Source organism: Janthinobacterium sp. BJB401, from assembly GCF_013372745.1.
GTDB lineage: Bacteria > Pseudomonadota > Gammaproteobacteria > Burkholderiales > Burkholderiaceae_D > Janthinobacterium > Janthinobacterium rivuli.
Map to the genome: position 1 here is coordinate 1 of NZ_JABXFH010000031.1, position 22,049 is coordinate 22,049.

Here is a 22,049-nt window from a genome sequence, read left to right on the forward strand (position 1 = left end):
CACATCCCCGGCAGCTGGTGCCCCTTGAACTGCTCGCGCAGCTTGTTCTTCTGGATCTTGCCCGTGGCGCCCATGGGCAAGGCGTCGATAAAGAGCACGTCGTCGGGTGTCCACCACTTGGCGATCTTGCCCTCGAAAAATTGCAACAGCGCTTCGCGCGTGACCGTCATGCCGGGACGCAGCACCACGACGAGCACGGGGCGCTCGTCCCATTTCGGGTGGAATACGCCGATGCAGGCCGCCTGCAGCACGGCCGGGTGCGCCATGGCCAGGTTTTCCAGGTCGATGGTGCCGATCCACTCGCCGCCGGACTTGATCACGTCCTTGCTGCGGTCCGTGATCTGCATATAGCCGTCCGTGTCGATGGTGGCCACGTCGCCCGTGGGGAACCAGCCATCCTGCAACACCTCGCCGCCCTCGTTCTTGTAATACGAGGAAATGATCCACGGCCCTTTCACCAGCAAATGGCCATAACTGATGCCGTCCCACGGCAATTCCTTGCCGTCGTCGTCGACGATCTTCATGTCCACGCCGTAGATCGCATGGCCCTGCTTTTGCAGGATCTTGCGCTGTTCGTCCTTCGGCAAGTCCAGGTGCTTGGTCTGCAAGCCGCCCGCCGTGCCCAGCGGCGACATTTCCGTCATGCCCCAGGCGTGGATGACTTCCACGTCGAACTTGTCGATCAGGGTGTCCATCATGGCTGGCGGGCACGCCGCGCCGCCGATCACCGTGCGGCGGAAAGTGGAAAATTTCAAGTTATTCTGCAAGGCATGGTTCAGCAGCCCCAGCCAGACGGTGGGTACGCCGGCCGAGAACGTCACTTTTTCCGCCTCGAACAGTTCGTAGAGCGACTTGCCATCGAGCGCCGCGCCGGGAAACACCATGCGCGCGCCGGACAAGGGCACGGAATACGGCAAGCCCCAGGCATTCACGTGGAACATGGGCACGACGGGCAAGACCGTGTCGGAGGCGCGCACGTTCAGCGCACTGGGCATGGCCGAGGCATACGCGTGCAGCACGGTCGAGCGGTGCGAATACAGGGCGCCCTTGGGGTTGCCCGTCGTGCCCGACGTGTAGCACAGGGTAGCGGCCGCATTCTCGTCGAACAAGGGCCAGGCGTAATCGTCGGAATGCGTGGCGATCAAGTCTTCATAGCACAGCAGGTCGGGAATCGTGCTGCTGGCGGGCATCCGGTCACGGTCGCACATCAGCACGAAATGACGGACAAAGGTGCAGTCGGCGGCGATCTTTTCCACCACGGGCAGGAAGGTCAGGTCAAACAGCAAGACCTGGTCTTCCGCGTGATTCGAGATATAGGCGATCTGGTCGGGAAACAGGCGCGGATTGATCGTGTGCAAGACGGCGCCCGAGCCGGACACGGCATAGTATGCTTCCAGGTGGCGGTAACCATTCCAGGCCAGGGTGGCGACGCGGTCGCCCATGCCGACACCGAGGCCGTGCAAGGCGTTCGCCAGGCGCCGCGCGCGCTGGTGGCAATCACGGTAGGTGTAGCGGTGCATATCGCCTTCCACCCGCCGCGAAATGATTTCGCTGCCCCCGTAATGACGCGCTGCAAACTCGATAATGCTGGAAATCAGCAGGGGCTGATTCATCATCTGGCCCATCACTGGACTCAAGGGGAATGCCGACATCGTCTCTCCTGGGTGGATACTTGCTTGTTGTTGGAATTTAAAGACTTTCCTTACTTTCGTACGGTCGTGCGGAAATCGTCAACGCATTTCGATATTGCGATGCAACATGGAATTCTTGATTCCGTTTCTTGCTATGCAAACAGCTGCAAGAGTGCCCGCCACGCGCCTTGGCGCCGTGCGGTAAAATCGTACTCCAGGCTGGCGCACCTTGCCGGTCCATCTTACTGACTGGAATTGCCATCACCGCTCATACCTTACCACTGGATAACGCCTTTGCGGCCTTGCCGCCCGCGTTCTATACGCGCTTGATGCCCACGCCCCTGCCCGCCCCGTATTTCGTGGCCGCCAGCGCACCCGCCGCAGCCCTCATCGGCCTCGATGCGGCGCGCCTGGCCGAGCCGGACTACGTGGCGCTGCTGAGCGGCAATGCGGTTGCCGAGCGCTCGCAACCATTGTCAGCCGTGTATTCGGGCCACCAGTTCGGCGTCTGGGCCGGCCAGCTGGGCGATGGCCGCGCCATCCTGCTGGGCGATATCGCCACCGAGCACGGCCCCATGGAGCTGCAGCTGAAAGGCGCCGGCGCCACGCCGTATTCGCGCATGGGCGACGGCCGCGCCGTGCTGCGCTCGTCCATCCGCGAATTCCTGTGCTCGGAAGCCATGGCGGCGCTGGGCATACCCACGTCGCGCGCGCTGTCCATCATGGGTTCGCAGCAAGGCATCATGCGCGAAACCGTCGAGACGGCCGCCGTCGTGACGCGCATGGCGCCTAGTTTTGTTCGCTTCGGCTCGTTCGAACACTGGTTTTACCGCAAGCAGCCGGACGAGCTGAAAATCCTCGCCGATTACGTCATCGACAGTTTTTATCCCCACTTGCGCGCTGCATCAAATCCATATCAAGCCTTGCTGGCCGAAGTGTGCGTGCGCACGGCGCACATGATTGCGCACTGGCAAGCCGTGGGCTTCATGCATGGCGTCATGAATACGGACAATATGTCGATCCTGGGCCTGACGCTCGATTACGGTCCCTTCGGCTTCATGGAAGCGTTTGATGCCGAACACATTTGCAACCATACGGACCAGCAAGGCCGCTATTCCTACGCCAACCAGCCGCAGGTGGGCCACTGGAACTGCTATGCGCTGGGCCAGGCACTGCTGCCCTTGATCGGCGAAGTGGAATTGGCGCAGGCGGCGCTGGACAGCTACCAGCCCGCTTTTGCAGACAAGATGAATGCCTTGCTGCGCGCCAAGCTGGGCTTGCGCACGCAACACGACGACGATACGGCCCTGTTCGACAGCATGTTTGCGCTGATGCAAGCCAATCACGTGGATTTCACCAACTTCTTCCGCGCCCTGTCGACACTGCAAGTAGATACTCCCGAGCACGACACGGTGCTGCGCGACATGTTCATCGACCGCCCCGCCTTCGATACATGGGCGGCGCAATACCGCGCGCGTCTGCGGCAGGAGCACAGCGTCGATGCCGAACGGCAAGAGGCGATGAACCTGGTCAACCCGAAATACGTGTTGCGCAACTACCTGGCGCAAGTGGCCATCGAAAAAGCCCAGCAGCACGATTACACGGAAGTGGCGAAACTGCTGGAAATATTGCAAAAGCCATTTGACGAACAGCCCGAACACCAGCACTATGCGGCCCTGCCGCCCGACTGGGCCAGCCACCTTGAAGTCAGTTGCTCATCCTGAGGAGTCATTATGACCACGAATAAAGTCAAGAAAACCGACGCCGAATGGCGCGCCATGCTCGACTCGATGCAATACGAAGTCACGCGCCACGCCGCTACGGAACGGGCCTTCACGGGCAAGTTCTGGGACCACCATGAACACGGCGTCTATACCTGCGTCTGCTGCAACACGCCCCTGTTCGCCTCGGATACGAAGTTCGATTCCGGCTGCGGCTGGCCCAGCTATTTCCAGGCCCTCGACCCTGCCAATGTGACGGAAATCACCGACCGCAGCCATGGCATGCTGCGCACGGAAATTATCTGCGCCGTCTGCGACGCCCACCTGGGCCACGTCTTCCCGGACGGCCCGCCGCCGACCGGCTTGCGCTATTGCATCAATTCGGCCTCCTTGCGCTTCGACCCGCAGCCGTGAGACACAGGAATGCTTGGGAGCGATTCGGTTGCTCCTAAGCCATTCCTAAGATGATTCTAATAAGACCAGTGTAAAGTCTCGCCATGAAATTTCTATTCGACCTATTCCCCCTGATCGCCTTCTTCGCCGCCTTCAAGCTGGGCGGCATGTATGAAGCGGCCACGCACGATTTCGTGCAGCAATATTTGTCCGGCTTCGTGTCAGGCGGCCTGATCAAGGCCGACCAGGCGCCGTGGATACTCGCCACCCTCGTCGGCATCATCGCCACCGCCTGCCAGGTCAGCTATCTGCTGCTGCGCGGACGCAAGGTGGACGGCATGCTGTGGCTGTCGCTGTTCATCTTTGTCGTGTTCGGCGGCGCCAGCATTTACCTGCATGACGATTTCTTCCTGAAATGGAAGCCGACCCTGATTTACTGGCTGTCCGGCCTGGCCCTGCTGATCGCGCATGTTGGCTTCAAGAAAAACCTGATCCGCAAGACCATGGAAGCGCAAGTGCAATTGCCCGATGCCGTATGGAAGCAGCTGCTGGCCGCCTGGATCATTTTCTTCGGCCTTTTGGGCGCACTGAACCTGTTCGTCGCCTTCGTGCTGTACCAGGGCGACATGGCTGCCTGGGTTAGCTTCAAGGCGTTTGGCGCGACGGGCATTTTCTTTGCCTTCATCGTGGCGCAAACCCTGTTCCTGGCCAAACATATCAAGGAAGACGCATGATGACGAACGACACGACAACGCGCATGGAGCGCATTCGTACCCGCCTGGAAACGGCACTTTCTCCTCTGGAATGCGTGCTGGAAGACGACTCGGCGCGCCACCGGGGCCATGCTGGCGCCGCCTCGGGCGGAGGCCATTACAATCTACGCATTATTTCTAGTCAATTTGAGGGGCTCAGGCTCGTCATGCGCCATCGACTGGTGTATGATTCCGTGCACGATATGATGCATAATGAGATACATGCATTGGCGATTGTGGCCCTGGCGCCGTCCGAAGTAGTGTAAGGATGGCGTTTTGGCGTACCCGAGCCATGTTATCAATTTCTTTCCATGCGTTTTTTACGAAACTTTCCCTAACAGGATTTAATAATGACTTTTAAGCCAGCCCGCTTGCTGATCGCACTACTCGCCGTTGTCGCGGTACCTGTTTTTGCGCAAAATGTTGCCGTTGTTAATGGCAAGCCTATCCCATCGTCGCGCGTTGATGCAGTCGTCAAACAAGTCGTCGCCCAAGGCCAGCAACCGGATTCGCCGCAACTGCGCGAAATGATCAAGAAGGACTTGATCGGCCGTGAAGTGCTGATGCAAGAAGCGGAAAACAAAGGTTTCGGTAAAGATGCAGCCGTCAAGCAGCAAATCGAGAACGCACGCCAGGCCATCGTCATCAACGCCCTGGTCGGCGACTACCTGAAAAAGAACCCCGTCAACGACGCTGAAATCAAGGCGGAATACGACAAGTTCGTGGCCCAGACCGGCGACAAGGAATACCACGTGCGCCACATCCTGGTGGCCACCGAAGCGGAAGCGAAAGACATCATCGCCAAGCTGAAAGGCGGCGCCAAGTTCGAAGACCTGGCCAAGCAATCGAAAGATGCCGGTTCGGCCGACAATGGCGGCGACCTGGACTGGGCAGCCCCATCGTCGTTCCCGAAAGTGTTCTCGGACGCCTTCGTGAAACTGCAAAAAGGCCAGGTCACCGACACCCCGGTGCAAACGCCTAACGGTTTCCACGTGATCAAGCTGGACGACACCCGCGCGGCAAAACTGCCGACCCTGGAAGAAGTCAAGCCACAGATCGCCGAAGCGCTGCAGCAAAAGAAACTGCAAGCGTATCAGGAAGAAATGATCAAAAAAGCGAAAGTTCAGTAAGAACTGACCTCCCCGGCGCCCTTTTCGGCGCCGGTCGTGTATTCTGCGCCTGAATGCGCACTGCACGGCAGTCGCGCGTATCGATTTTTAGTATATTTATTAGGAATGAACATGATTTTGAAGCCAGCCCGCCTGATCTTAGCCCTGGTCGCCGTTGTAGCGATCCCTGCGTTCGCGCAAAACGTGGCCACCGTGAATGGCAAGGCCATCCCTTCGTCGCGCGTCGACCAGGTCGTCAAGCAAGTCGTCGCCCAAGGCAAACAAGCGGATTCGCCGCAATTGCGCGAAGCCATCAAGAAAGACCTGATCGGCCGCGAAGTGCTGATCCAGGAAGCCGACAAGCAAGGCTACGGCACGCGTCCGGAAGTCAAGTCGCAGATCGACAATGCCCGTCAAAGCATCATCATCAACGCCCTGCTGGCCGACTACGTCAAGAAAAATCCCGTCAAGGACGCTGAAATCAAGGCCGAGTACGACAAGTTCAAGGCACAGGCCGGCGACAAGGAATACCATGCACGCCACATCCTGGTGGCCACCGAAGCGGAAGCGAAAGACATCATCGCCAAGCTGAAAGGCGGCGCCAAGTTCGAAGAACTGGCAAAAGTATCGAAAGACGGTTCCGCAGCCAATGGCGGCGACCTGGACTGGGCTAGCCCAGCTTCGTACGTCAAGCCATTCTCCGACGCCATGGTCGCCCTGAAACCAGGCCAGGTCACGCAAACGCCAGTGCAATCGCAATTCGGCTTCCACGTGATCAAGCTGGAAGAAACCCGTCCGACGAAGCTGCCGGCACTGGAAGAAGTCAAGGGCCAAGTGGCCGAGTCGCTGCAACAGAAGAAACTCGCCGCCTACCGCGACGAACTGATGAAAAAAGCCAAGATTCAGTAATATTGGATCGGCATGAAAAAGCGCTCCCTGGGGCGCTTTTTTTACGCCTGGAGAAAGCGAGCTGGGATGGATCTACATGCAGAATTAAAAATCGCGCTGGAAGCGGTTGCCGAACCGGGCCGCGCGGCGCCCATGCAAGCCTATATGCGCGACCAGTTCGTTTTCCTGGGCGTGGCCGCGCCGCAGCGGCGGATGGCCGCCAAGGGCTTGCTGGCAAGCTTGAAGGGCATCGATGCCGCGACCTTGCTGGAACACGCGCAACGGCTGTGGCAGCAGCCGCAGCGCGAATACCAGCACGTGGCGCTCGACATGCTGGCCCTGCACCGGCGCCAGCTGGACGTTGAACACATCCCCGCCCTGCTCGGCCTGGCGCGCCAGCGCGCATGGTGGGACAGCGTGGACGGCATGGCCGGCATCGTCGGCGAGGTGCTGCAGGCGGCGCACCAGCGCGGCGGCGACGGCCATGCGCACATGGATGACGCGCTGCACCACCAAGACTTCTGGCTGCGCCGCATCGCCATGCTGCACCAGCTGGGCTGGCGCGCCGACACGGATGTGGCCTGGCTATTCGACGCGGCATTGGCCCTGGCCCACGAAGACGAGTTTTTCATCCGCAAGGCCATCGGCTGGGCCTTGCGCGATTATACGCGCCACGCGCCTGAGGCCGTGACGACGTTTGCCAACACGCACCGCCAGCAACTGTCGCCGCTCAGCTACCGCGAAGCACTGAAGCACCAGCCACCTTGAACGCCGATCCTCCCAGCAGACGCAGCGCGGCGTCGATGCGGGGGCCGGCATCCCAGGCCGGCACGGGAGCCAGCAAACCCAGCGCCATCTGCCGCAGGGGCTCGGCAATCACCATGGCCAGCAGCAAACCGGCCAGCTCCGACGCATCGCCGAGCATCACGTGGCCCCGCGTGGCCTGGCGCTGCAGCCACTCGGCCAGCATGGCCGTGCCCCGCTCGATGCCGTTGCGCTGATACACGGCAAGTAAATCGGCGCGCGCGGGAAACTCCGTGCACAGCAGGCGGAACAGGCCCACGGCGTCCGCCGTCAGCACGCGCGCCGCCATCGTCTGCAAGACCTCCTTCAATAACGGCAAGACCTCAGCGGGCGCGGTCGCATCGTGCGCCATGGCCGGCAAAAAGGCGTCCGTCCAGCCGCGCACCACCAGAGCGACCAGTTCCTCGCGGTTGGCCGCGTACTGATACAGCGACTTCTTGGCCATGCCCGCGTGGCGCGCCACCGCTTCCATCGTCGTGGCCGCATAGCCTTCCTGCAGCAGCAGCCAGGTGGCCGCCTGCAAGGCCGCCTCGCGCGCTTCCCCGGGCGGCCGCGCCGGACGGCCCCGTCCGCGCACAGCCTTGCTCTCTTCTTCCTGCATGCCATCTCCCAGCTTGATCGATAAGCAATTTTACACTGAAACATATTTTGGAAACGTTTTACGTTTCTTTAATATATAATTGGCTCACCCCAACAAAGGAGAAGGACATGACGCAGCATATTGAATTCCCATGGAGCATCACCAACACGGGCGACTTGCTCGACCCGTTTCCCCTGCACCTGGAAACGGGCATCACGCGCCTGCCCGACGGCTGCCTGCTGGTGGCGGCGCGCACGGAGCTGCACGGCTGCAGCGGACGCATGCTGGACTGGTGGTTTACGTTTTTCGAGACGACGCAGCACATCAAATGGTGGCACCCGCACGATCACGTGGCCCATCACGGCTGGAACAGCGCGTGGAAAAAGGGAGAGCGTTACTACGGCGCCTCGATCGAGGCGGTGGAATCCCTGGGCGACATTCCGCCCGTGAAAGCCAAGCTGAAGTTCCATGACCCGAAGGAAGTATTTGATCCGGCGCGACTGCAACAGGCCCAGGACAGCGGCGCCCTGTCGGCCGCCATTTGCGCGCGCATCGGCTTTGGCGAACATGTACAGCTGGACCCGCAGGGCGATCCGCTCGATGGCGAAATGCTGCACCTGACGCGCGACACGCCCACGGGCTGCGTGCTGCGCAGCCGCTTCTTGCTGGGCCGCAATAGCCTGAATCCCGTGCGCGACGTGCCCGACGTGCTGGGCCTCAATTTGCTGCGCCATTGCTACAGCGAATTTACCTATCTGTCGCGCTTCCTGCCGTCGCTGTACTACGGCGAGCACGCCAACGGGGAAAAGGCGCCGCTGCCCTGGTAAAACATGGTTTTACAACTGCTTGTGCATGCGCGCCAGCGGCAGTTTGATGTCATCAGGCAAGTCCAGATGAAACTCTTCCGTCACGACAAAGCCGCTGGCCAGGTACAGCGGCACGCCGGGCAAGGTGGCGGCCAGTTCCAGGGCGGTAAAACCGGCGGCCAGGGCCTGCCGTTCGCAATGGCGCATCAGCATGCTGCCCAGTCCCTGGCGCGCGGCCGCAGGCTCCACAAAGAAGGCGCGGATGCGGCCCGGCTGGCTGGCCGGATCGAGCAGCGGGTCCGGCCCGCTCTTGGCGCGGTCGGCCCCATACAGGGTGGCGCGCTGGCTCCAGCCGCCGCAGGCCAGCATGGCGCCATCGCGTTCGATGACGAAATACGTCCGGTCGGCAACGAGCTGCGTATCGACGCCGAACACGTGGCGCGTGACGGACTCGGCCTGTTCCTGCGTATAAAATCCCGCGCTCAGTTCCACGCCGGAACGGGCGATCAGCGCATTCATGGCGGGTACGTCGGCCGGCAGCGCCACGCGCAAGCTGCTCAGAGCGCCAAAGCTGAACCAGGCACGGCGGATGCGGCCCTGCTCCACTTCATACGTCGCCACCAGTTCCTGGGCCGACACGCCATCGTCCGTGTCGCCGTGGACGATTTCATGGTCGATCACCAGCTTGCCGCAGGCTATGCGGTTGAGCAACTGCGCCCGCGGCCGGCTGGCGGCGAAACGTGCCGTGAAACGGGGGCCAATCTGCGCGCTGCCTTGCGCCAGCAAGGTATCGGGATGCTGGAATTGCTGTGCGTCATCGGCGTAGATGGCCAGCAAGGCTGGTACGTCGTGTGCGTTGTAGGCGTCCAGTTGGGCCTGGACCACCGCCGTTGGCGAAATAAGTGTATCGTTGGCAAGCGCCATGCGTGCACCTGTTGTGATGTGGTTGGAAAGTTGCAAAGCGTAACACTGTCGCTCCTGTCGCGGCGCAGTTTGCTGCGATAATTGTAAGATTCGTTATAAGATTCACCGCAAGAGACATCTTGCGGCGTCACCAATCAATCGCAAATCGCAGCAGGAGTAAATATCATGAAATGGGAAGGCAATCGCGAAAGCGACAATGTGGAAGATCGCCGTGGCGAAGACGGTGGTGGGAGCGGCGGTGGCGGCGGCTTTGGTTTTGGCGGGCGCTCGATCGGCATCGGCACCATCGTCATCGCCCTCGTCGGCTCGTATGTGCTGGGCGTCAATCCCCTGACCTTGCTGAACCTGCTCAGCGGCGGTGGCGGCCAGATCAGCACCCAGCAAAGCCAGGCGCCGGCGCGTCAGCCGCCCGAATCGGACGACATGGCCCGCTTCGTGAAAACCGTGCTGGCCGATACGGAAGACACGTGGGGCGCCCTGTTCAAGGCCGAAGGCGGCAACTATGTGAAGCCCAAGCTGGTATTGTTCTCGGGCAGCATTCCGACCGCCTGCGGCACGGGCCAGAGCGCCAGCGGGCCGTTCTACTGCCCCGGCGACCAGAAAGTCTATCTGGACCTCGATTTCTTCAACTTGATGCAGCAGCGCTTCAAGGTCTCGGGCGAGTTTGCCGAAGCCTACGTGATCGCGCATGAAGTGGGCCACCACGTGCAGAACCTGATGGGCTTGTCCGAGAAGGTCGACAATGCACGCCGCACGGCCTCGGAGCGCCAGGCTAACGCCATGTCCGTGCGCCTGGAATTGCAGGCCGACTGCTTTGCCGGCGTGTGGGCGTATCACGCGAACGCCGACCGCAAGATCCTCGAGCAAGGCGATGTGGAAGCGGCCCTGAAAGCGGCCACGGCCATCGGCGACGATGCGCTGCAGCGCCAGGCGCAAGGCCACGTCGTACCCGACTCGTTTACGCACGGCACCTCGGAACAGCGCGTGCGCTGGTTTACCAAGGGCATCGAAAGCGGCCAGATTGCCCAGTGCAATACGTTCGAGGCGCGCCAGTTGTAAATGAATCCACGCATGCCGCCCCGCGCGGGCCGGCATGCACCGCCATCAAGGCACGCCGACGTCGTAGCGCTTGCCCAGTCGTTTCAGCTCGCCCGTCTCGATCAGGCTGTTCAGTTCCTGGTCGAACTGCAGGCGCAGCTTGTCGAAAGTGGGCGAACGGGGGAAGGCGAAATAGCCGTTTTGTATCTCGATGACTTTGGGCAGGGGTTTCACCTGGCGGCCGTAGCCCAGACGGGCAATCAAGGGATCAGTATTGCGGCGGTTGCTGACGAACACGTCGACGTGGTTGTGCACCAGCATCTTCAAGCCGTTTTCCACGTTGTTGGCCACGCTGGCCTGCAAGCCGGGCCGCACGCGCTCCCAGTCCGCGCCATAGGCCCAGCCATTGAGCAGTACCACCCGGCGGTTCTTCAGCACCGCGTAGTCGCCATCCCAGCCAAAGCTGGCGTCCTGGCGCGTATAAAACACCATCTGGTCCTGGTAAAACGGCTTGTCGGAAAACGCCATGCTGGCGATGCGCTCGGGCGTCTTGTAGGGGCCGATCAGGATATCGGCCTGGCCTTGCACCAGCATGGCTTGCGCGCGCGCCCACGGCACCATGCGAAAACGCACGGTGTTGCCCGTGCGTGCCGCCATCAGGCGCAGCAGTTCCGCGCCCAGTCCGCCATATTCACCGCTGTTTTGATACTCGAACACGCGCTCGAACTGCGCGCCCACGGCCAGCAGTTCCCGGGCTGGCGCCTGCGATGGCACAAGCAGCACGGGCCACAGCAGCGCCAGGGCCAGCAGGCGCCGCCCTGCTTTTTTCATCAGCCGACGATGCGCAAGGAGTAATCGGTAGCCCGCACATCCTTGGTCAGGCTGCCGATCGAGATGCGGTCCACGCCTGTTTCGGCGATGGCGCGCACGGTGTCGACGTTGATGCCGCCGGACGCTTCCAGCAAGGCGCGGCCTTTGGTGATGGCCACGGCCTCGCGCATCATGTCGTTGCTGAAGTTGTCGAGCAGGACGGAGACGGCGCCCGCATCGAGCGCTTCCTGCAATTGCGCCAGGGTTTCCACCTCGATCTGCACGGGCACGCCCGCGTCGAGGTTGCGCGCGTTTTCCAGGGCCTGGCTGACGCCGCCCGCGGCCGCGATATGGTTTTCCTTGATCAAAATGCCGTCATACAGGGCCAAGCGCTGATTCTTGCCGCCGCCGACGCGCACCGCATACTTTTGCGCCAGGCGCAGGCCAGGCAAGGTCTTGCGCGTATCTAAAATGGACGCCTTGGTGCCGGCGACCACATCGACATACTGGCGCGTGGCCGTGGCCACGGCCGACAGCAGTTGCAGGAAATTGAGGGCGCTGCGCTCGGCCGTGAGCAAGGCGCGCGCCGGCGCTTGAATCGTGCAGACGACGCTGTCGGCCGTCATCAGGTCGCCTTCGGCGTAATGCCAGGCAATGTCGATGCTGCGGTCCAGGCTTTTCATGATGCCTTCGAACCACGGCGCGCCGCACAGCACGGCCGCTTCGCGCACGATGACACGTGCCGTGACGATATGGTCGGGCGGTACCAGCTCGCCCGTCAGGTCGCATTGACCCACGTCTTCCAGCAAGGCGACCAGCAAATTGCCTTCGAACGCGCGCGCCAGGGCCGCATCAAAAGGAGCGAAAGAATTAACGAGGGTACTCATGCTGGACCGATTCCTTGGAACAATGTGGTTTCTTTTGCCAGGTCCGCGCCCGGCTTGAGGCCTGCCTTCTTGGCGGCGGCGAAGTCGAGCATGCGATTGATCGAGCGCACGGCCAACTGGCCGACGGCGGGATCGACGTGGATTTCGTTGTGCATGTTTTCCAGCGTTTGCGCCAGGTTCAGCAAGCCGTTCATGGCCATCCACGGGCAATGTGCGCAGCTTTTGCAGGTGGCGCTGTTGCCGGCCGTGGGCGCTTCGATGAAGCGTTTGCCCGGTGCGGCCGCGCGCATCTTGTGCAGGATGCCGTTGTCGGTGGCGACAATGAAGGTGTCCGTGTCCATGGTTTGCGCCGCCGCAATCATTTGCGACGTGGAACCGACCATATCGGCCAGCGCCACCACGTTCGCGGGCGACTCCGGATGCACGAGCACCTTGGCTTGCGGATACTCTTCCTTGAGCAAATCGAGTTCGATGCCCTTGAATTCGTCATGCACGAGGCAGGAGCCCTGCCACAGCAGCATGTCGGCGCCCGTCTGCTTTTGAATATACCCGCCCAGGTGCTTGTCGGGCGCCCACAGGATTTTCTTGCCCTGCGCATGCAGGTGGGCAACGATATCGAGTCCGATGGACGAGGTCACCATCCAGTCCGCGCGCGCTTTGACGGCCGCGCTGGTGTTGGCGTAGACGACGACCGTGCGGTCCGGATGGGCGTCGCAGAAGGCCGTGAATTCATCGGCCGGGCAGCCGAGGTCGAGCGAGCAGGTCGCGTCGAGGTCGGGCATCAGCACGGTTTTCTCGGGACTGAGGATCTTTGCCGTTTCGCCCATGAAGCGCACGCCGGCCACGACCAGGGTCTTGGCCGGATGGTCGCGCCCGAAGCGGGCCATTTCCAGGGAATCGGAGACGCAGCCGCCCGTGGCTTCGGCCAGGTCTTGCAGGTCAGCATCAACGTAGTAGTGGGCAACGAGCACGGCTTCGCGCTCGATCAGCAGGCGCTTGATGCGCGTGATCAATTCGGCTTTTTCAGCCGGGGAAGGCGTCGCTGGCGTGCGTGCCCAGGCGTGGGCAGTGCAGCTGGCTCCGTCTTGTGGATGTTCGTACTCGACGGATTTGATGGCTAAAGTTTGCATGGCTGTGTCAAACAAAAACGGGATAGACCGGCACGATTGCAATAAAGCAGGTGCGCCGGAACGAAAGGACCGCGGCGCGTCGGTGTGGTGCTGGGTGGCAGCTGGCCGGAATTGTCGGATTACGCTCCACCTCGGCGGCCCCGCTAATCCGACCTACGCGACCAACTCACCCTGACGTAGGTCGGATTAGCGCACAGCGCGTAATCCGACGCAACGTTACACTACAAATTAATCAATACCCTGGCTCTTCAAATAGTCTTCGTAGTTGCCACGGTAATCGACCACTTCATCTTCCTTGATCTCGATGATGCGGTTCGCCAGCGAGGAGACGAATTCGCGGTCATGCGACACGAAGATCAGGGTGCCAGCGTATTTTTCCAGCGCGATGTTCAGGGACTCGATCGATTCCATGTCCATGTGGTTGGTCGGTTCATCGAGCATCAGCACGTTGTGGCGGCCCAGCATCAGCTTGCCGTACATCATGCGGCCTTTTTCACCACCGGACAGTACCTTGACGGCCTTCTTGACATCGTCGCCGCCGAACAGCAAGCGGCCCAGGATGGAGCGCACGGCCTGGTCGTCGTCGCCCTCTTTCGTCCACTGGCCGATCCAGTCGGTCAGGTTCGTGTCTTTGGCGAAATCTTCCGTCGGATCTTGCGGCATGTAGCCCACGTTGGCGTTTTCCGCCCACTTCACGCGGCCCTGGTCAGGCTGCAAGCCGGCGATGTCGCCCGCGATGCAGCGCAGCATGGTGGTCTTGCCGGCGCCGTTGGCGCCGATGATGGCGATGCGTTCGCCCGCCTCGACCATGATGCTGAAGTTCTTGAACAGCTGCCGGTCGAAACCTTTCGAGATGTTCTCCACTTCCACGGCCAGGCGGTGCAATTTCTTTTCGCCGTCGAAACGCACGAAGGGATAGGCGCGCGACGATGGCTTGATGTCGTCGACCTTGATCTTTTCGATCTGCTTGGCGCGCGACGTGGCCTGGCGGGCCTTCGACTTGTTCGCGGCGAAGCGGCGCACGAATTCCTGCAGCTCGGCAACCTTGTCTTTCGCTTTCGCGTTGTTGGCCAGCTGCTGGTTGCGCGCCTGGGTCGAAGCGAACATGTATTCGTCGTAATTGCCTGGGTAAATCTTCAGGGTGCCGTAGTCCATGTCGGCCACGTGGGTGCAGACCTGGTTCAGGAAGTGGCGATCATGGGAAATGATGATCATGGTGGAGTTGCGCTCGTTGAGCACGTCTTCCAGCCAGCGAATCGTGTTGATATCGAGGTTATTCGTCGGCTCGTCGAGCAGCAGGATGTCCGGGTTCGAGAACAGCGCCTGCGCCAGCAGCACGCGCAGCTTCCAGCCTGGCGAGACATTGCTCATCGGGCCTTGATGCAGGTCGATGGCGACACCGGCGCCCAGCAGCAGTTCGCCGGCGCGCGATTCGGCCGTGTAGCCGTCGTATTCGGAGACCTTGCCTTCCAGCTCGGCGGCCTGCATGTAGTCGTCGTCCGTCGCTTCCGGGTTCGCGTAGATCGCGTCGCGTTGCTGGATGGCGGCCCACATTTCCGTGTGGCCCATCATGACGACGTCGAGGACGCGCATGTCTTCAAAGGCAAACTGGTCCTGGCGCAGCTTGCCCAGGCGCTCGTTGGTATCGAGCATGACGTTGCCGCCCGACGGATCCAGATCGCCGCCCAGGATCTTCATGAACGTCGACTTGCCGCAGCCGTTCGCGCCGATCAAACCATAGCGGTTGCCGTCGCCGAACTTGACGGAGATATTCTCAAACAATGGCTTTGCGCCAAACTGCATCGTAATATTTGCTGTAGATAGCATGTGATATTGGGTCTTTATTCAGTTAAAACAGCTAGTTAGGTACTTTGCACCCATTATACAGCACCCACCCTCTTCCCTCTATAGGGGGCCAGCCAGGACGTTGGAAATCAATGCAAAGAAATAATGGCAAGAAAATACGATTGCCGTATTCCCATTTAGCAGATACGCTGCGCGGCATCCGTTTTCTCCCCTCCACCTTACAGGCCTCACTTGAAAAAAATCACCATCGCCGCCGCCGTGGCCGCCGTTGCCGTCGCCGCCACCGCCTATGCCTCGCCCTACTACGCCTTGCACCAGATCAAGACCGCGCTGGCCGAACGCAACGCAGAAGCCCTGGCCGCACACGTGGACTTCCCCGCCTTGCGCGCCAGCGTCAAGACGCAGCTGGAGGCCAGCATGGCGCGCAGCATCGAAGCGACCGCCGGCAGCGGCAACCCGCTCGCCGCCCTGGGCCAGCGGGTTGCCAGCGCCATGCTGGGCAAGATGGTCGATACCATGGTCTCGCCGGCAGGCGTCGTCGCGCTGGTCAACAAGAGCGCCGTCGGCCCGCAAGCAAGTGAGACGGCGAATGCACCCGCCGATGGCGCGCAGAAAAAGGCCGAGTATTCGGCAGGCTATGCTGGCGTGAACACCTTTGTCGTGCGTGCGAAAGACGGTAATGCGCAGGACGGCGCACTGGTCCTGCTGCGCCATGGCGTGTGGGGCTGGAAACTCAGTTCAATCGAGATTGCGTCGGCGATGGCCGCACGTTAAGCGGGAAATTTCATGCTGAAACACCCAGCTTTATCGCTGGCCATGGTCATTGCCAGCGCCACATCACTCGCCCACGCCCTCGATGGCACAGCCGGGAGCAGCCACTCTGTTGCCGCGCGCATGCAGACGGAAACTTCCACGGCCGCCGATCCCGACGCTCCCGCCCCGCTGCCCGTGCCCAGCGACATTTCGCTGGCCGAACTGGAGCGCCGTCTGGCATTGGGCCAGGCGCAGGCCGCTGAAAAACACTATACCAGCGCGCTCGATCCGGCCGTGCTGAGCACTCTGGCGCAGCAAATGGGCTGTATGGATATCGTCGGCGTGCAGCCGTTCGGTTTCCCGCTGGAACAAGCGCAGCCCACCGTCCTGAGCGGCGCGCACCTGCTGGCCCGCTGCCCGGACCGGGCCTATGTGACGATCACGGCCATGTCGATGGCGGGCAAAACTGGCAAGCGCGCCAGCATGTCGGTGCAATCGTTCAAGCAGACTGTGGATGGCAGGCCCGCGCGGCGCCTGTATTACAAGGCGCCCAACGGACGCCAGAAGGAATCGCTGACCATCATCGATGGCAGCTATGCGTATGCGCTTGAGTACTGGTCGCTCGATGACAGCCAGCAAAGCGGCATGGTCGGCATGCGCCGGATGGAAACATTAACGTTGCCGCAACAAGCCGGGCAAAATTAGTCAATATACTGTATATTTATACAGTTATCGACTATTCTCCTGTCCGCCATGCCTGCACACCCGCACAACGCCTTGCCCTACACCATCTGCGTCAGCGCCACGATCGACGCGGAGGTCGAGCAAACCATCCTCGATGGCTTGAACGCCTACAACGATGCCATCACCGGCTATAGCGACAGGCAGGTATTGAGCGTGGTCGTGCGCGACCGCGACAGCCAGCGGGTGCTGGGCGGCGCCATGGGCCGAACCTCGCTGGGCCTGCTGTTTCTCGATCTGTTTTATTTGCCCGCCGCCTTGCGCGGGCTGGGCCTGGGCAGCCAGATACTGGCGCAATTCGAAGAGGAAGGACGCCGGCGCGGCTGCGCTTCGGCGGTACTGTACACCATCAGTTTCCAGGCGCCCGAATTTTACGAACGGCGCGGCTGGCGCCGCTTCGGCGACATCGCCTGCAGCCCGGAAGGCACGAGCCGGGTATTCATGAGCAAGGCCTTGTAGGCATATAAACGACAATGGCTGACGGCAAACCTGCCACCAGCCACTATCAAGCACGGTCAACAACCGCTGCTTACATGCCCAGCGACTTGAGCAGGTCGGCGTTGTCGTCGTCTTCCGGTTCCGCTGCAGGCGCCGGAGCGGCGTCCCGTTCGCGGTTCGCGAATTCGCCATCCATCAGCGAGTCGGCGTCGACTTCGCGCGAATCGAAATCGTGCAGCTTGATGAACTCGGTACGGTCGATCGCCAGTTCCAGATAGAAAATATTGTTCTTTTCCGTATAGAACGTGACGCGGCGCATTTCCGGGCGGTCCAGCGGCGTGTCGACGCTAAGCATCACCTGCTTGTTCAGCACCAGCATCTTCGGCTGGCTCTGGGTGATGTTCGTTTGCAGTTCGCGCCGCACCTTGCCCGTGAAGTCGCCCACGATCTGGTTCATCAGCTCGCCCATGATGTTCGACACTTCGTCCGACGTGTAGAAGCTGGCCAGTTCCGACTTCGGCATGCCCATGTGCAACATGTAGCGCTCGTAGATTTCCATTGCCGTATCGGCGGCAAAATTGAGCACCACCAGGCCTGTGAAACCGCCATCGAACATGACGAAACAGCCGATGTCCGGCTTCAGGCCGGTCTTCGTAATGCGCTGCACCATGCCTGAATAATTGACTTTACTTTGCGTTGCAACGTTGAGCACCCGAACCACCGAGTTGCACAAACTCATCAACAAATCTTCTGTACCGTACACAACATCCTTTTCTGCATCCATGAGCAACCTCTCCTACTATTTTTAAGATGACAGCACTGTTCCCTGCCCGCCGCGAGCCGAAACTGACAGTTTCACTCAGCAGGCGGACGACTTCACCTTTGCATGCCTGACCTTGCGTGGCGGGGCGCGCCGCGTTGCCGCCGGTACGAACCGCCCTCTTACCTTTTTCTGTATAGAAATAACTGTATAGAAATAAGTATCATGCGCAGAATACCCAGATGTAACATTTCCGTCCAGCCATACCTGCATTTACTTGACGATCTGTGCGGAAATACCAATACATCGCAAGGCAACATTATGCGGAAGATAAGCATGCAGAAAGAATCAGCCTGGCACGCTTGAAACCATGGCGAAAAGGCAGCATCACGTATACTGCCCCCGCGGGACGCAACGGCGCCGCCAGGACAACAACCAGCGAAAGGCATGAGAGGATGAGTACACTGCAAGAACAGGCAACGGCGGAAATGATGGCGGCCGTGGAGGCGTGGTTTGCCGAGCGCCTGAAGCGCACCGATCTGGAAAGCGCCGTGAATCGGACCACCCTGCAGATGGGCATCTTTAATGATTTCTTGCTCGACTACAAACCAGGACGCACCACCGCCGACGAGATCGACCTGGGCTTCGACGACGACGTGCGTCCCCGCACGCCGGCGCGCCTCGATGAAGCCGTCGTGCGCGACAGCATCGCCCCCCAACTGGTTGCCATGGTGCAAGCGAAGCTGGAGGCGCTGGCCGACACACCGATGATCGACTACCGCTTCAGCTTTCGCGGCAAATTCCAGACGGCGCAGGGCAAGCTGCACCTGACCTTGCTGGAATACGTCAACGAAGGCAAGCGCCAAACCCTGCTCGAACGCATACATACTTACGTCACGCAAAAACTCGAGCACGGCAACCGGCCGACGAAAAAACTGGAAACCTTCTTCCTCGCGCGCCACCTGCTCGATCCCCTGCTGTTTCCACAGCCCGATATCGCCTGGACGATCGCCCTATTCGAGCGCATCGAGCAACTGAACAAGTCGCGCCCGCAAGCGCTGGCAGAGCATCGCAGCGACATCATCCAGGCCGTGACGGCCTGGGCGGAAAAGCAGTTCCTGCCGCAGTTCTATGACGTGCAGAAATCGAGCTACCGCAGCGCCGAATACAGCTTGAAAGCGGGCGCGGCGCCAGACGCGCAGGCGCTGGCGCCGATCGACCTGCTGCTGTATGGCGCCGTGATGATCTTGCGCCACGAACCGAGCTACGCCAAATCGACGGGCCTGAAATTCCTGGAAATCGCGCGCGAACTGGGTAGCGAACGGGCCGTGCGCATGCTCAAGGAAGGCAGCGGCACTTTCGCGCCCGACGCCATCCACCTGAAAAATGCCCAGCTGGAATGCCGCGCCAACGATGTGTTTGCCACGATCAACATCAGCATCGTCCAGGAAGAGGAAGACGCGTATGCGCAGGCGTTGGCGTTCGTCACGCATTTGCTGAACAACGGCTTTCCGAAAAGCTACCAGATCAAGCTCAAATCGAAGGTCAAGGCATATCTGCCGCTCAAGGGACTGGCGAAATCCGACACGCACCGCTTCTTTGCCAACGCCCTCGCCTGGCCCGCCCTGCAGCCGCAGCTGGAAGCGTATGCGCGCGCCGCCATCGAGCAATTCGAATTTTATGCCGACACGGAAGGCGAAAAGAACTGCATGCCAGGCAGTTACGCCACGTTTGGGCTGGGCCTGCTCGACGCTCGCTATTTCCCGCTGGTGCAGCACTACATGGCGAACGTCGACGAGGAACACCAGTGTGTGCAAGACCAGTTCACGGCGGCCTTTGCTGAAAAGCATGGCGTCACGCCAGACTCCGTCCCCGTGCTGGCGGCCTGCCTGCGCGCGTGCACGGATAACGCCAAAGTGAAAATCCAGGCGGAACTGGAAGATGTCGAGAAACTGGAACTATTCTTCCAGCAACTGCAAGGGCTGGAAGGCTATCAGGTGGAACACATGCTGTATCCAGTCTGGGGCAAGCTGGAAAAACTGGCGACGCTGGCGCGCAAGGCGCAAGGCCGGCGCAAGGAGCTGCTGCTGGCCTTGCTTGAAGCGGCCAGCAAGGCGTAGGCCAAATGTGTGCAACGTTATGACTTTCACCATTTATAATGCGGGCGCTAAAATTTCTTTAAAGCATCTTTTGGCGCCTGACATTGAATCGTGGAGAAAATACATGCAAAACACACACACAACCTCGCGCGCCGCCCTGCTGGCGGCAAGCATGGCCGCCGCCTTGGCGCTGGCCCAGCCCGCCATCGCCGCCGACACTGCGGAACTGGCTCCGCTGGACGTGGCCAATCTGTACATCAAGACCATCATCAACCAGGAAGAAGCCAGCGTTGCCAAACTCAACGCCTACCTGCGCCCGACCCGCCTGGCGGGCCATCAAAGCGCCGAATACGCATCGTACAGCGGCTTGAAGGAAGCGGATGCCAAGTTCCCAACGCAAACGGGCAAGCTGATCGCCGACCTGTTCCCCGCGACCATGCGCGCGGCCCTGACGCCGGCCGCCGAACAGCTGGCCGCGAACGTTATCGCCGCCAAGAATGGCGCCGCCTGCCAGGCCACCAAGGCGGACCCGGTCACGGTGGAAAACGGCATGCAGACGGTCGCCGTCAGCTTCGAATGCCAGGTCGTCAAGGCGCCTGTCGCCTGGGCGCCTGCGGCCCAGCAACTGGCGAAGAGCGGCTGCAAGGTCGAGCAATGCAAGGCCGGCCTGGAAAAGATCGCCGCAACCTACACGAACTCGCCGAAGCAGACGTGGCGCGCCGTGTTTGGCGTCAGCCGCGAAAAGAACTCGGAAGCGTGGCGCAACGATTTCGCGCGCGAAACCTTCGATGAAATCTGGGAATACTTGTAATCCTACACGGAGCTTTAAACTGCCGATGGACAAGCCCAAACTGACCCCAGTCGCCCAGCCTGCAGGCCTGGCCTTGCTGCAGCTGCTCGCCCCCGAGCATGTGGAGGTCACGCTGGGCGCGCAAGTGCTGGCGCAGGACTTGCGCGCCCTTCACGGCAAGCAATTGCTGGCGCTGCTGCGCCGGCTGCGTGCAGCCCAATCCAACCAGCAGCATTATGCGGGCGCGAGCGTCGAACAGGCCGAACAGCTTTTTGGCGCCGCCATCGCCGCCGTCAAGGCGGAACTGGCCACGCGCCCGCATATCCCCAACAAGCAGGAAGCGAAGGCCTTGCGCCAGGCGGCGGCGAAGAAGCGCTGATCAAGGCGCAAGCAAGGCCGTTTCGTGTGGGCAAGCTCGCCGGCCCCCTCCTATAATCGGAGGCTCTATTGTTTCCGCTACAGAAAGTTCCCCATGCCCACACAATTTTCCCGCTACGTATTTGGCTGCGCCATGCTGGCACTGTCCAGCCTGGCGGCTGTTCAGGCGGCCAGCCTTCCGCCCATCGGCCCCGTCGACGCGCGCGCCGTGTGGCAGGAACGCTCGCTGTCGGCTTGCCGCAGCGAACAATCGACGACCGCGCCCGACGTCTGCCTGCTGCGCACCATGCAGCGCAGCGGCGCGCATCCGCAAGCCATCGCCGCCGCCAGGATGCTGGTGAAGGCAAACAACGCCGGCTTCATCTCCGCCTGGCGCCCGCTGGGCAAGGCGGCCTTGGCCACCGTTACCTATCCATTCCGCGCCAACACGAATGAAGGCACCTTGCTGATCGGCAGCGATGGCGCCGCCATCGACGTCGACGAAGGCTCCGTGGGCGAGGAAGACCGCGCCACGCCGGCCTGGCGCGCGTTTGCCGCCGCCCATCCGGACTCTGTCCCGTTTGCACCCGCCGACTTCGTCGGCAGCACGGCGACCAGCGATGGCGGCCAGAGCGTGCTGTTTTCCACGCCCCTGATCACCTGCCACGCCTGCGCCGAGGATGGCGCCCTGCTGGTCGCCTACACGATCGACAAGGCAGGTATCGTGCGCGAGCGGAAACTCTTGACGATCAAGTAATACTGCATCAAAGATAAGATAGAATTGCCCGATGGCATGTCCATACACGTACATGCCATCTATCCACTACTTATC

General features: G+C 61.0%; 24 protein-coding genes. 16 read left to right on the plus strand and 8 right to left on the minus strand.

What is annotated here, in order from left to right; all coding sequences use genetic code 11:
- On the minus strand, positions 1-1,652 hold a 1,652-nt coding region (locus HWE17_RS18825), incomplete at its 3' end, for a 3-(methylthio)propionyl-CoA ligase (RefSeq protein ID WP_099402051.1).
- A gap of 260 nt (positions 1,653-1,912) precedes the next feature.
- Here HWE17_RS18825 and HWE17_RS18830 point away from each other — a divergent pair.
- The 7 genes from HWE17_RS18830 to HWE17_RS18860 all read left to right on the plus strand — a co-directional run bounded on the left by HWE17_RS18830 (position 1,913) and on the right by HWE17_RS18860 (position 7,262).
- Complete coding sequence (locus HWE17_RS18830; RefSeq protein ID WP_255206310.1) at positions 1,913-3,355, plus strand: YdiU family protein; 1,443 nt, start codon at positions 1,913-1,915, stop codon at positions 3,353-3,355.
- 9 nt (positions 3,356-3,364) lie between these two features.
- Positions 3,365-3,766 carry a peptide-methionine (R)-S-oxide reductase MsrB gene (gene msrB / locus HWE17_RS18835; RefSeq protein ID WP_035819122.1) on the plus strand — a complete coding sequence of 134 codons (402 nt, stop codon included), beginning with the start codon at positions 3,365-3,367 and terminating at the stop codon, positions 3,764-3,766.
- 83 nt (positions 3,767-3,849) lie between these two features.
- Entirely contained in the window at positions 3,850-4,479 is a 630-nt protein-coding gene (locus HWE17_RS18840; protein ID WP_099402052.1) for a septation protein A, read from the plus strand.
- A complete protein-coding gene (locus HWE17_RS18845; RefSeq protein ID WP_035819127.1) occupies positions 4,476-4,763 on the plus strand; it encodes a BolA family transcriptional regulator in 288 nt (95 codons plus the stop codon). The genes HWE17_RS18840 and HWE17_RS18845 overlap by 4 nt, the downstream gene beginning before the upstream one ends.
- An 84-nt stretch (positions 4,764-4,847) precedes the next feature.
- A complete protein-coding gene (locus HWE17_RS18850) occupies positions 4,848-5,627 on the plus strand; it encodes a peptidyl-prolyl cis-trans isomerase (RefSeq protein ID WP_131686481.1) in 780 nt (259 codons plus the stop codon).
- Between the two features lie 111 nt (positions 5,628-5,738).
- Positions 5,739-6,515 (plus strand): peptidylprolyl isomerase, encoded by a 777-nt coding sequence (locus HWE17_RS18855; protein ID WP_034756072.1) that lies wholly within the window; start codon positions 5,739-5,741, stop codon positions 6,513-6,515.
- 66 nt (positions 6,516-6,581) lie between these two features.
- Positions 6,582-7,262: a DNA alkylation repair protein gene (locus HWE17_RS18860; RefSeq protein WP_176389783.1), complete on the plus strand. Its 681-nt coding sequence runs from the start codon at positions 6,582-6,584 to the stop codon at positions 7,260-7,262.
- On the opposite strand, the gene HWE17_RS18865 is transcribed toward HWE17_RS18860, so the two are convergent.
- Positions 7,225-7,899: a TetR/AcrR family transcriptional regulator gene (locus HWE17_RS18865; RefSeq protein ID WP_176389784.1), complete on the minus strand. Its 675-nt coding sequence runs from the start codon at positions 7,897-7,899 to the stop codon at positions 7,225-7,227. The two genes, HWE17_RS18860 and HWE17_RS18865, sit on opposite strands and share 38 nt — an antisense overlap.
- A gap of 107 nt (positions 7,900-8,006) precedes the next feature.
- On the opposite strand from HWE17_RS18865, the gene HWE17_RS18870 reads away from it, so the two are divergent.
- Positions 8,007-8,705 (plus strand): hydrolase, encoded by a 699-nt coding sequence (locus tag HWE17_RS18870; protein WP_176389785.1) that lies wholly within the window; start codon positions 8,007-8,009, stop codon positions 8,703-8,705.
- 9 nt (positions 8,706-8,714) lie between these two features.
- On the opposite strand, the gene HWE17_RS28735 is transcribed toward HWE17_RS18870, so the two are convergent.
- Entirely contained in the window at positions 8,715-9,608 is an 894-nt protein-coding gene (locus HWE17_RS28735) for a GNAT family N-acetyltransferase (protein WP_255206307.1), read from the minus strand.
- Positions 9,609-9,773: 165 nt separating this feature from the next.
- Between HWE17_RS28735 and HWE17_RS18885 the strand changes: the two genes are divergently transcribed.
- Entirely contained in the window at positions 9,774-10,667 is an 894-nt protein-coding gene (locus HWE17_RS18885) for a neutral zinc metallopeptidase (protein ID WP_176389786.1), read from the plus strand.
- A gap of 45 nt (positions 10,668-10,712) precedes the next feature.
- Here HWE17_RS18885 and HWE17_RS18890 read toward each other — a convergent pair whose 3' ends face one another.
- The 4 genes from HWE17_RS18890 to HWE17_RS18905 all read right to left on the minus strand — a co-directional run bounded on the left by HWE17_RS18890 (position 10,713) and on the right by HWE17_RS18905 (position 15,300).
- Positions 10,713-11,477, minus strand: coding sequence for an ABC transporter substrate-binding protein (locus tag HWE17_RS18890; RefSeq protein ID WP_176389787.1), 765 nt, complete (start codon positions 11,475-11,477; stop codon positions 10,713-10,715).
- The gene (gene nadC, locus HWE17_RS18895; RefSeq protein WP_176389788.1) at positions 11,477-12,343 is read right to left on the minus strand and encodes a carboxylating nicotinate-nucleotide diphosphorylase; all 867 of its coding nucleotides are present in this window, start codon (positions 12,341-12,343) and stop codon (positions 11,477-11,479) included. Before nadC ends, HWE17_RS18890 begins: the two co-directional genes overlap by 1 nt.
- On the minus strand, positions 12,340-13,473 hold the full coding sequence (gene nadA, locus HWE17_RS18900) for a quinolinate synthase NadA (RefSeq protein ID WP_035819150.1): 1,134 nt from the start codon (positions 13,471-13,473) through the stop codon (positions 12,340-12,342). The genes nadC and nadA overlap by 4 nt, the downstream gene beginning before the upstream one ends.
- Before the next feature lie 228 nt (positions 13,474-13,701).
- Entirely contained in the window at positions 13,702-15,300 is a 1,599-nt protein-coding gene (locus tag HWE17_RS18905; protein WP_034756044.1) for an ABC-F family ATPase, read from the minus strand.
- Positions 15,301-15,510: 210 nt separating this feature from the next.
- On the opposite strand from HWE17_RS18905, the gene HWE17_RS18910 reads away from it, so the two are divergent.
- From HWE17_RS18910 to HWE17_RS18920, 3 genes are read left to right on the plus strand one after another with little or no spacing between them, the layout of a single operon-like run.
- Entirely contained in the window at positions 15,511-16,053 is a 543-nt protein-coding gene (locus HWE17_RS18910; RefSeq protein ID WP_176389789.1) for a DUF2939 domain-containing protein, read from the plus strand.
- 12 nt (positions 16,054-16,065) lie between these two features.
- Complete coding sequence (locus HWE17_RS18915; RefSeq protein WP_176389790.1) at positions 16,066-16,737, plus strand: hypothetical protein; 672 nt, start codon at positions 16,066-16,068, stop codon at positions 16,735-16,737.
- A gap of 48 nt (positions 16,738-16,785) precedes the next feature.
- A complete protein-coding gene (locus HWE17_RS18920) occupies positions 16,786-17,232 on the plus strand; it encodes a GNAT family N-acetyltransferase (protein WP_176389791.1) in 447 nt (148 codons plus the stop codon).
- Between the two features lie 70 nt (positions 17,233-17,302).
- Here HWE17_RS18920 and HWE17_RS18925 read toward each other — a convergent pair whose 3' ends face one another.
- On the minus strand, positions 17,303-17,995 hold the full coding sequence (locus HWE17_RS18925; protein WP_034784631.1) for a DUF3334 family protein: 693 nt from the start codon (positions 17,993-17,995) through the stop codon (positions 17,303-17,305).
- A gap of 431 nt (positions 17,996-18,426) precedes the next feature.
- On the opposite strand from HWE17_RS18925, the gene HWE17_RS18930 reads away from it, so the two are divergent.
- The 4 genes from HWE17_RS18930 to HWE17_RS18945 all read left to right on the plus strand — a co-directional run bounded on the left by HWE17_RS18930 (position 18,427) and on the right by HWE17_RS18945 (position 21,974).
- Positions 18,427-20,091, plus strand: coding sequence for a DUF6138 family protein (locus HWE17_RS18930; protein WP_176389792.1), 1,665 nt, complete (start codon positions 18,427-18,429; stop codon positions 20,089-20,091).
- A gap of 103 nt (positions 20,092-20,194) precedes the next feature.
- Positions 20,195-20,881 carry a hypothetical protein gene (locus HWE17_RS18935; protein ID WP_176389793.1) on the plus strand — a complete coding sequence of 229 codons (687 nt, stop codon included), beginning with the start codon at positions 20,195-20,197 and terminating at the stop codon, positions 20,879-20,881.
- 25 nt (positions 20,882-20,906) lie between these two features.
- Positions 20,907-21,239 carry a hypothetical protein gene (locus HWE17_RS18940; RefSeq protein ID WP_176389794.1) on the plus strand — a complete coding sequence of 111 codons (333 nt, stop codon included), beginning with the start codon at positions 20,907-20,909 and terminating at the stop codon, positions 21,237-21,239.
- 93 nt (positions 21,240-21,332) lie between these two features.
- Positions 21,333-21,974: a hypothetical protein gene (locus HWE17_RS18945; protein WP_176389795.1), complete on the plus strand. Its 642-nt coding sequence runs from the start codon at positions 21,333-21,335 to the stop codon at positions 21,972-21,974.
- The last annotated feature ends 75 nt before the right edge of the window (positions 21,975-22,049 follow it).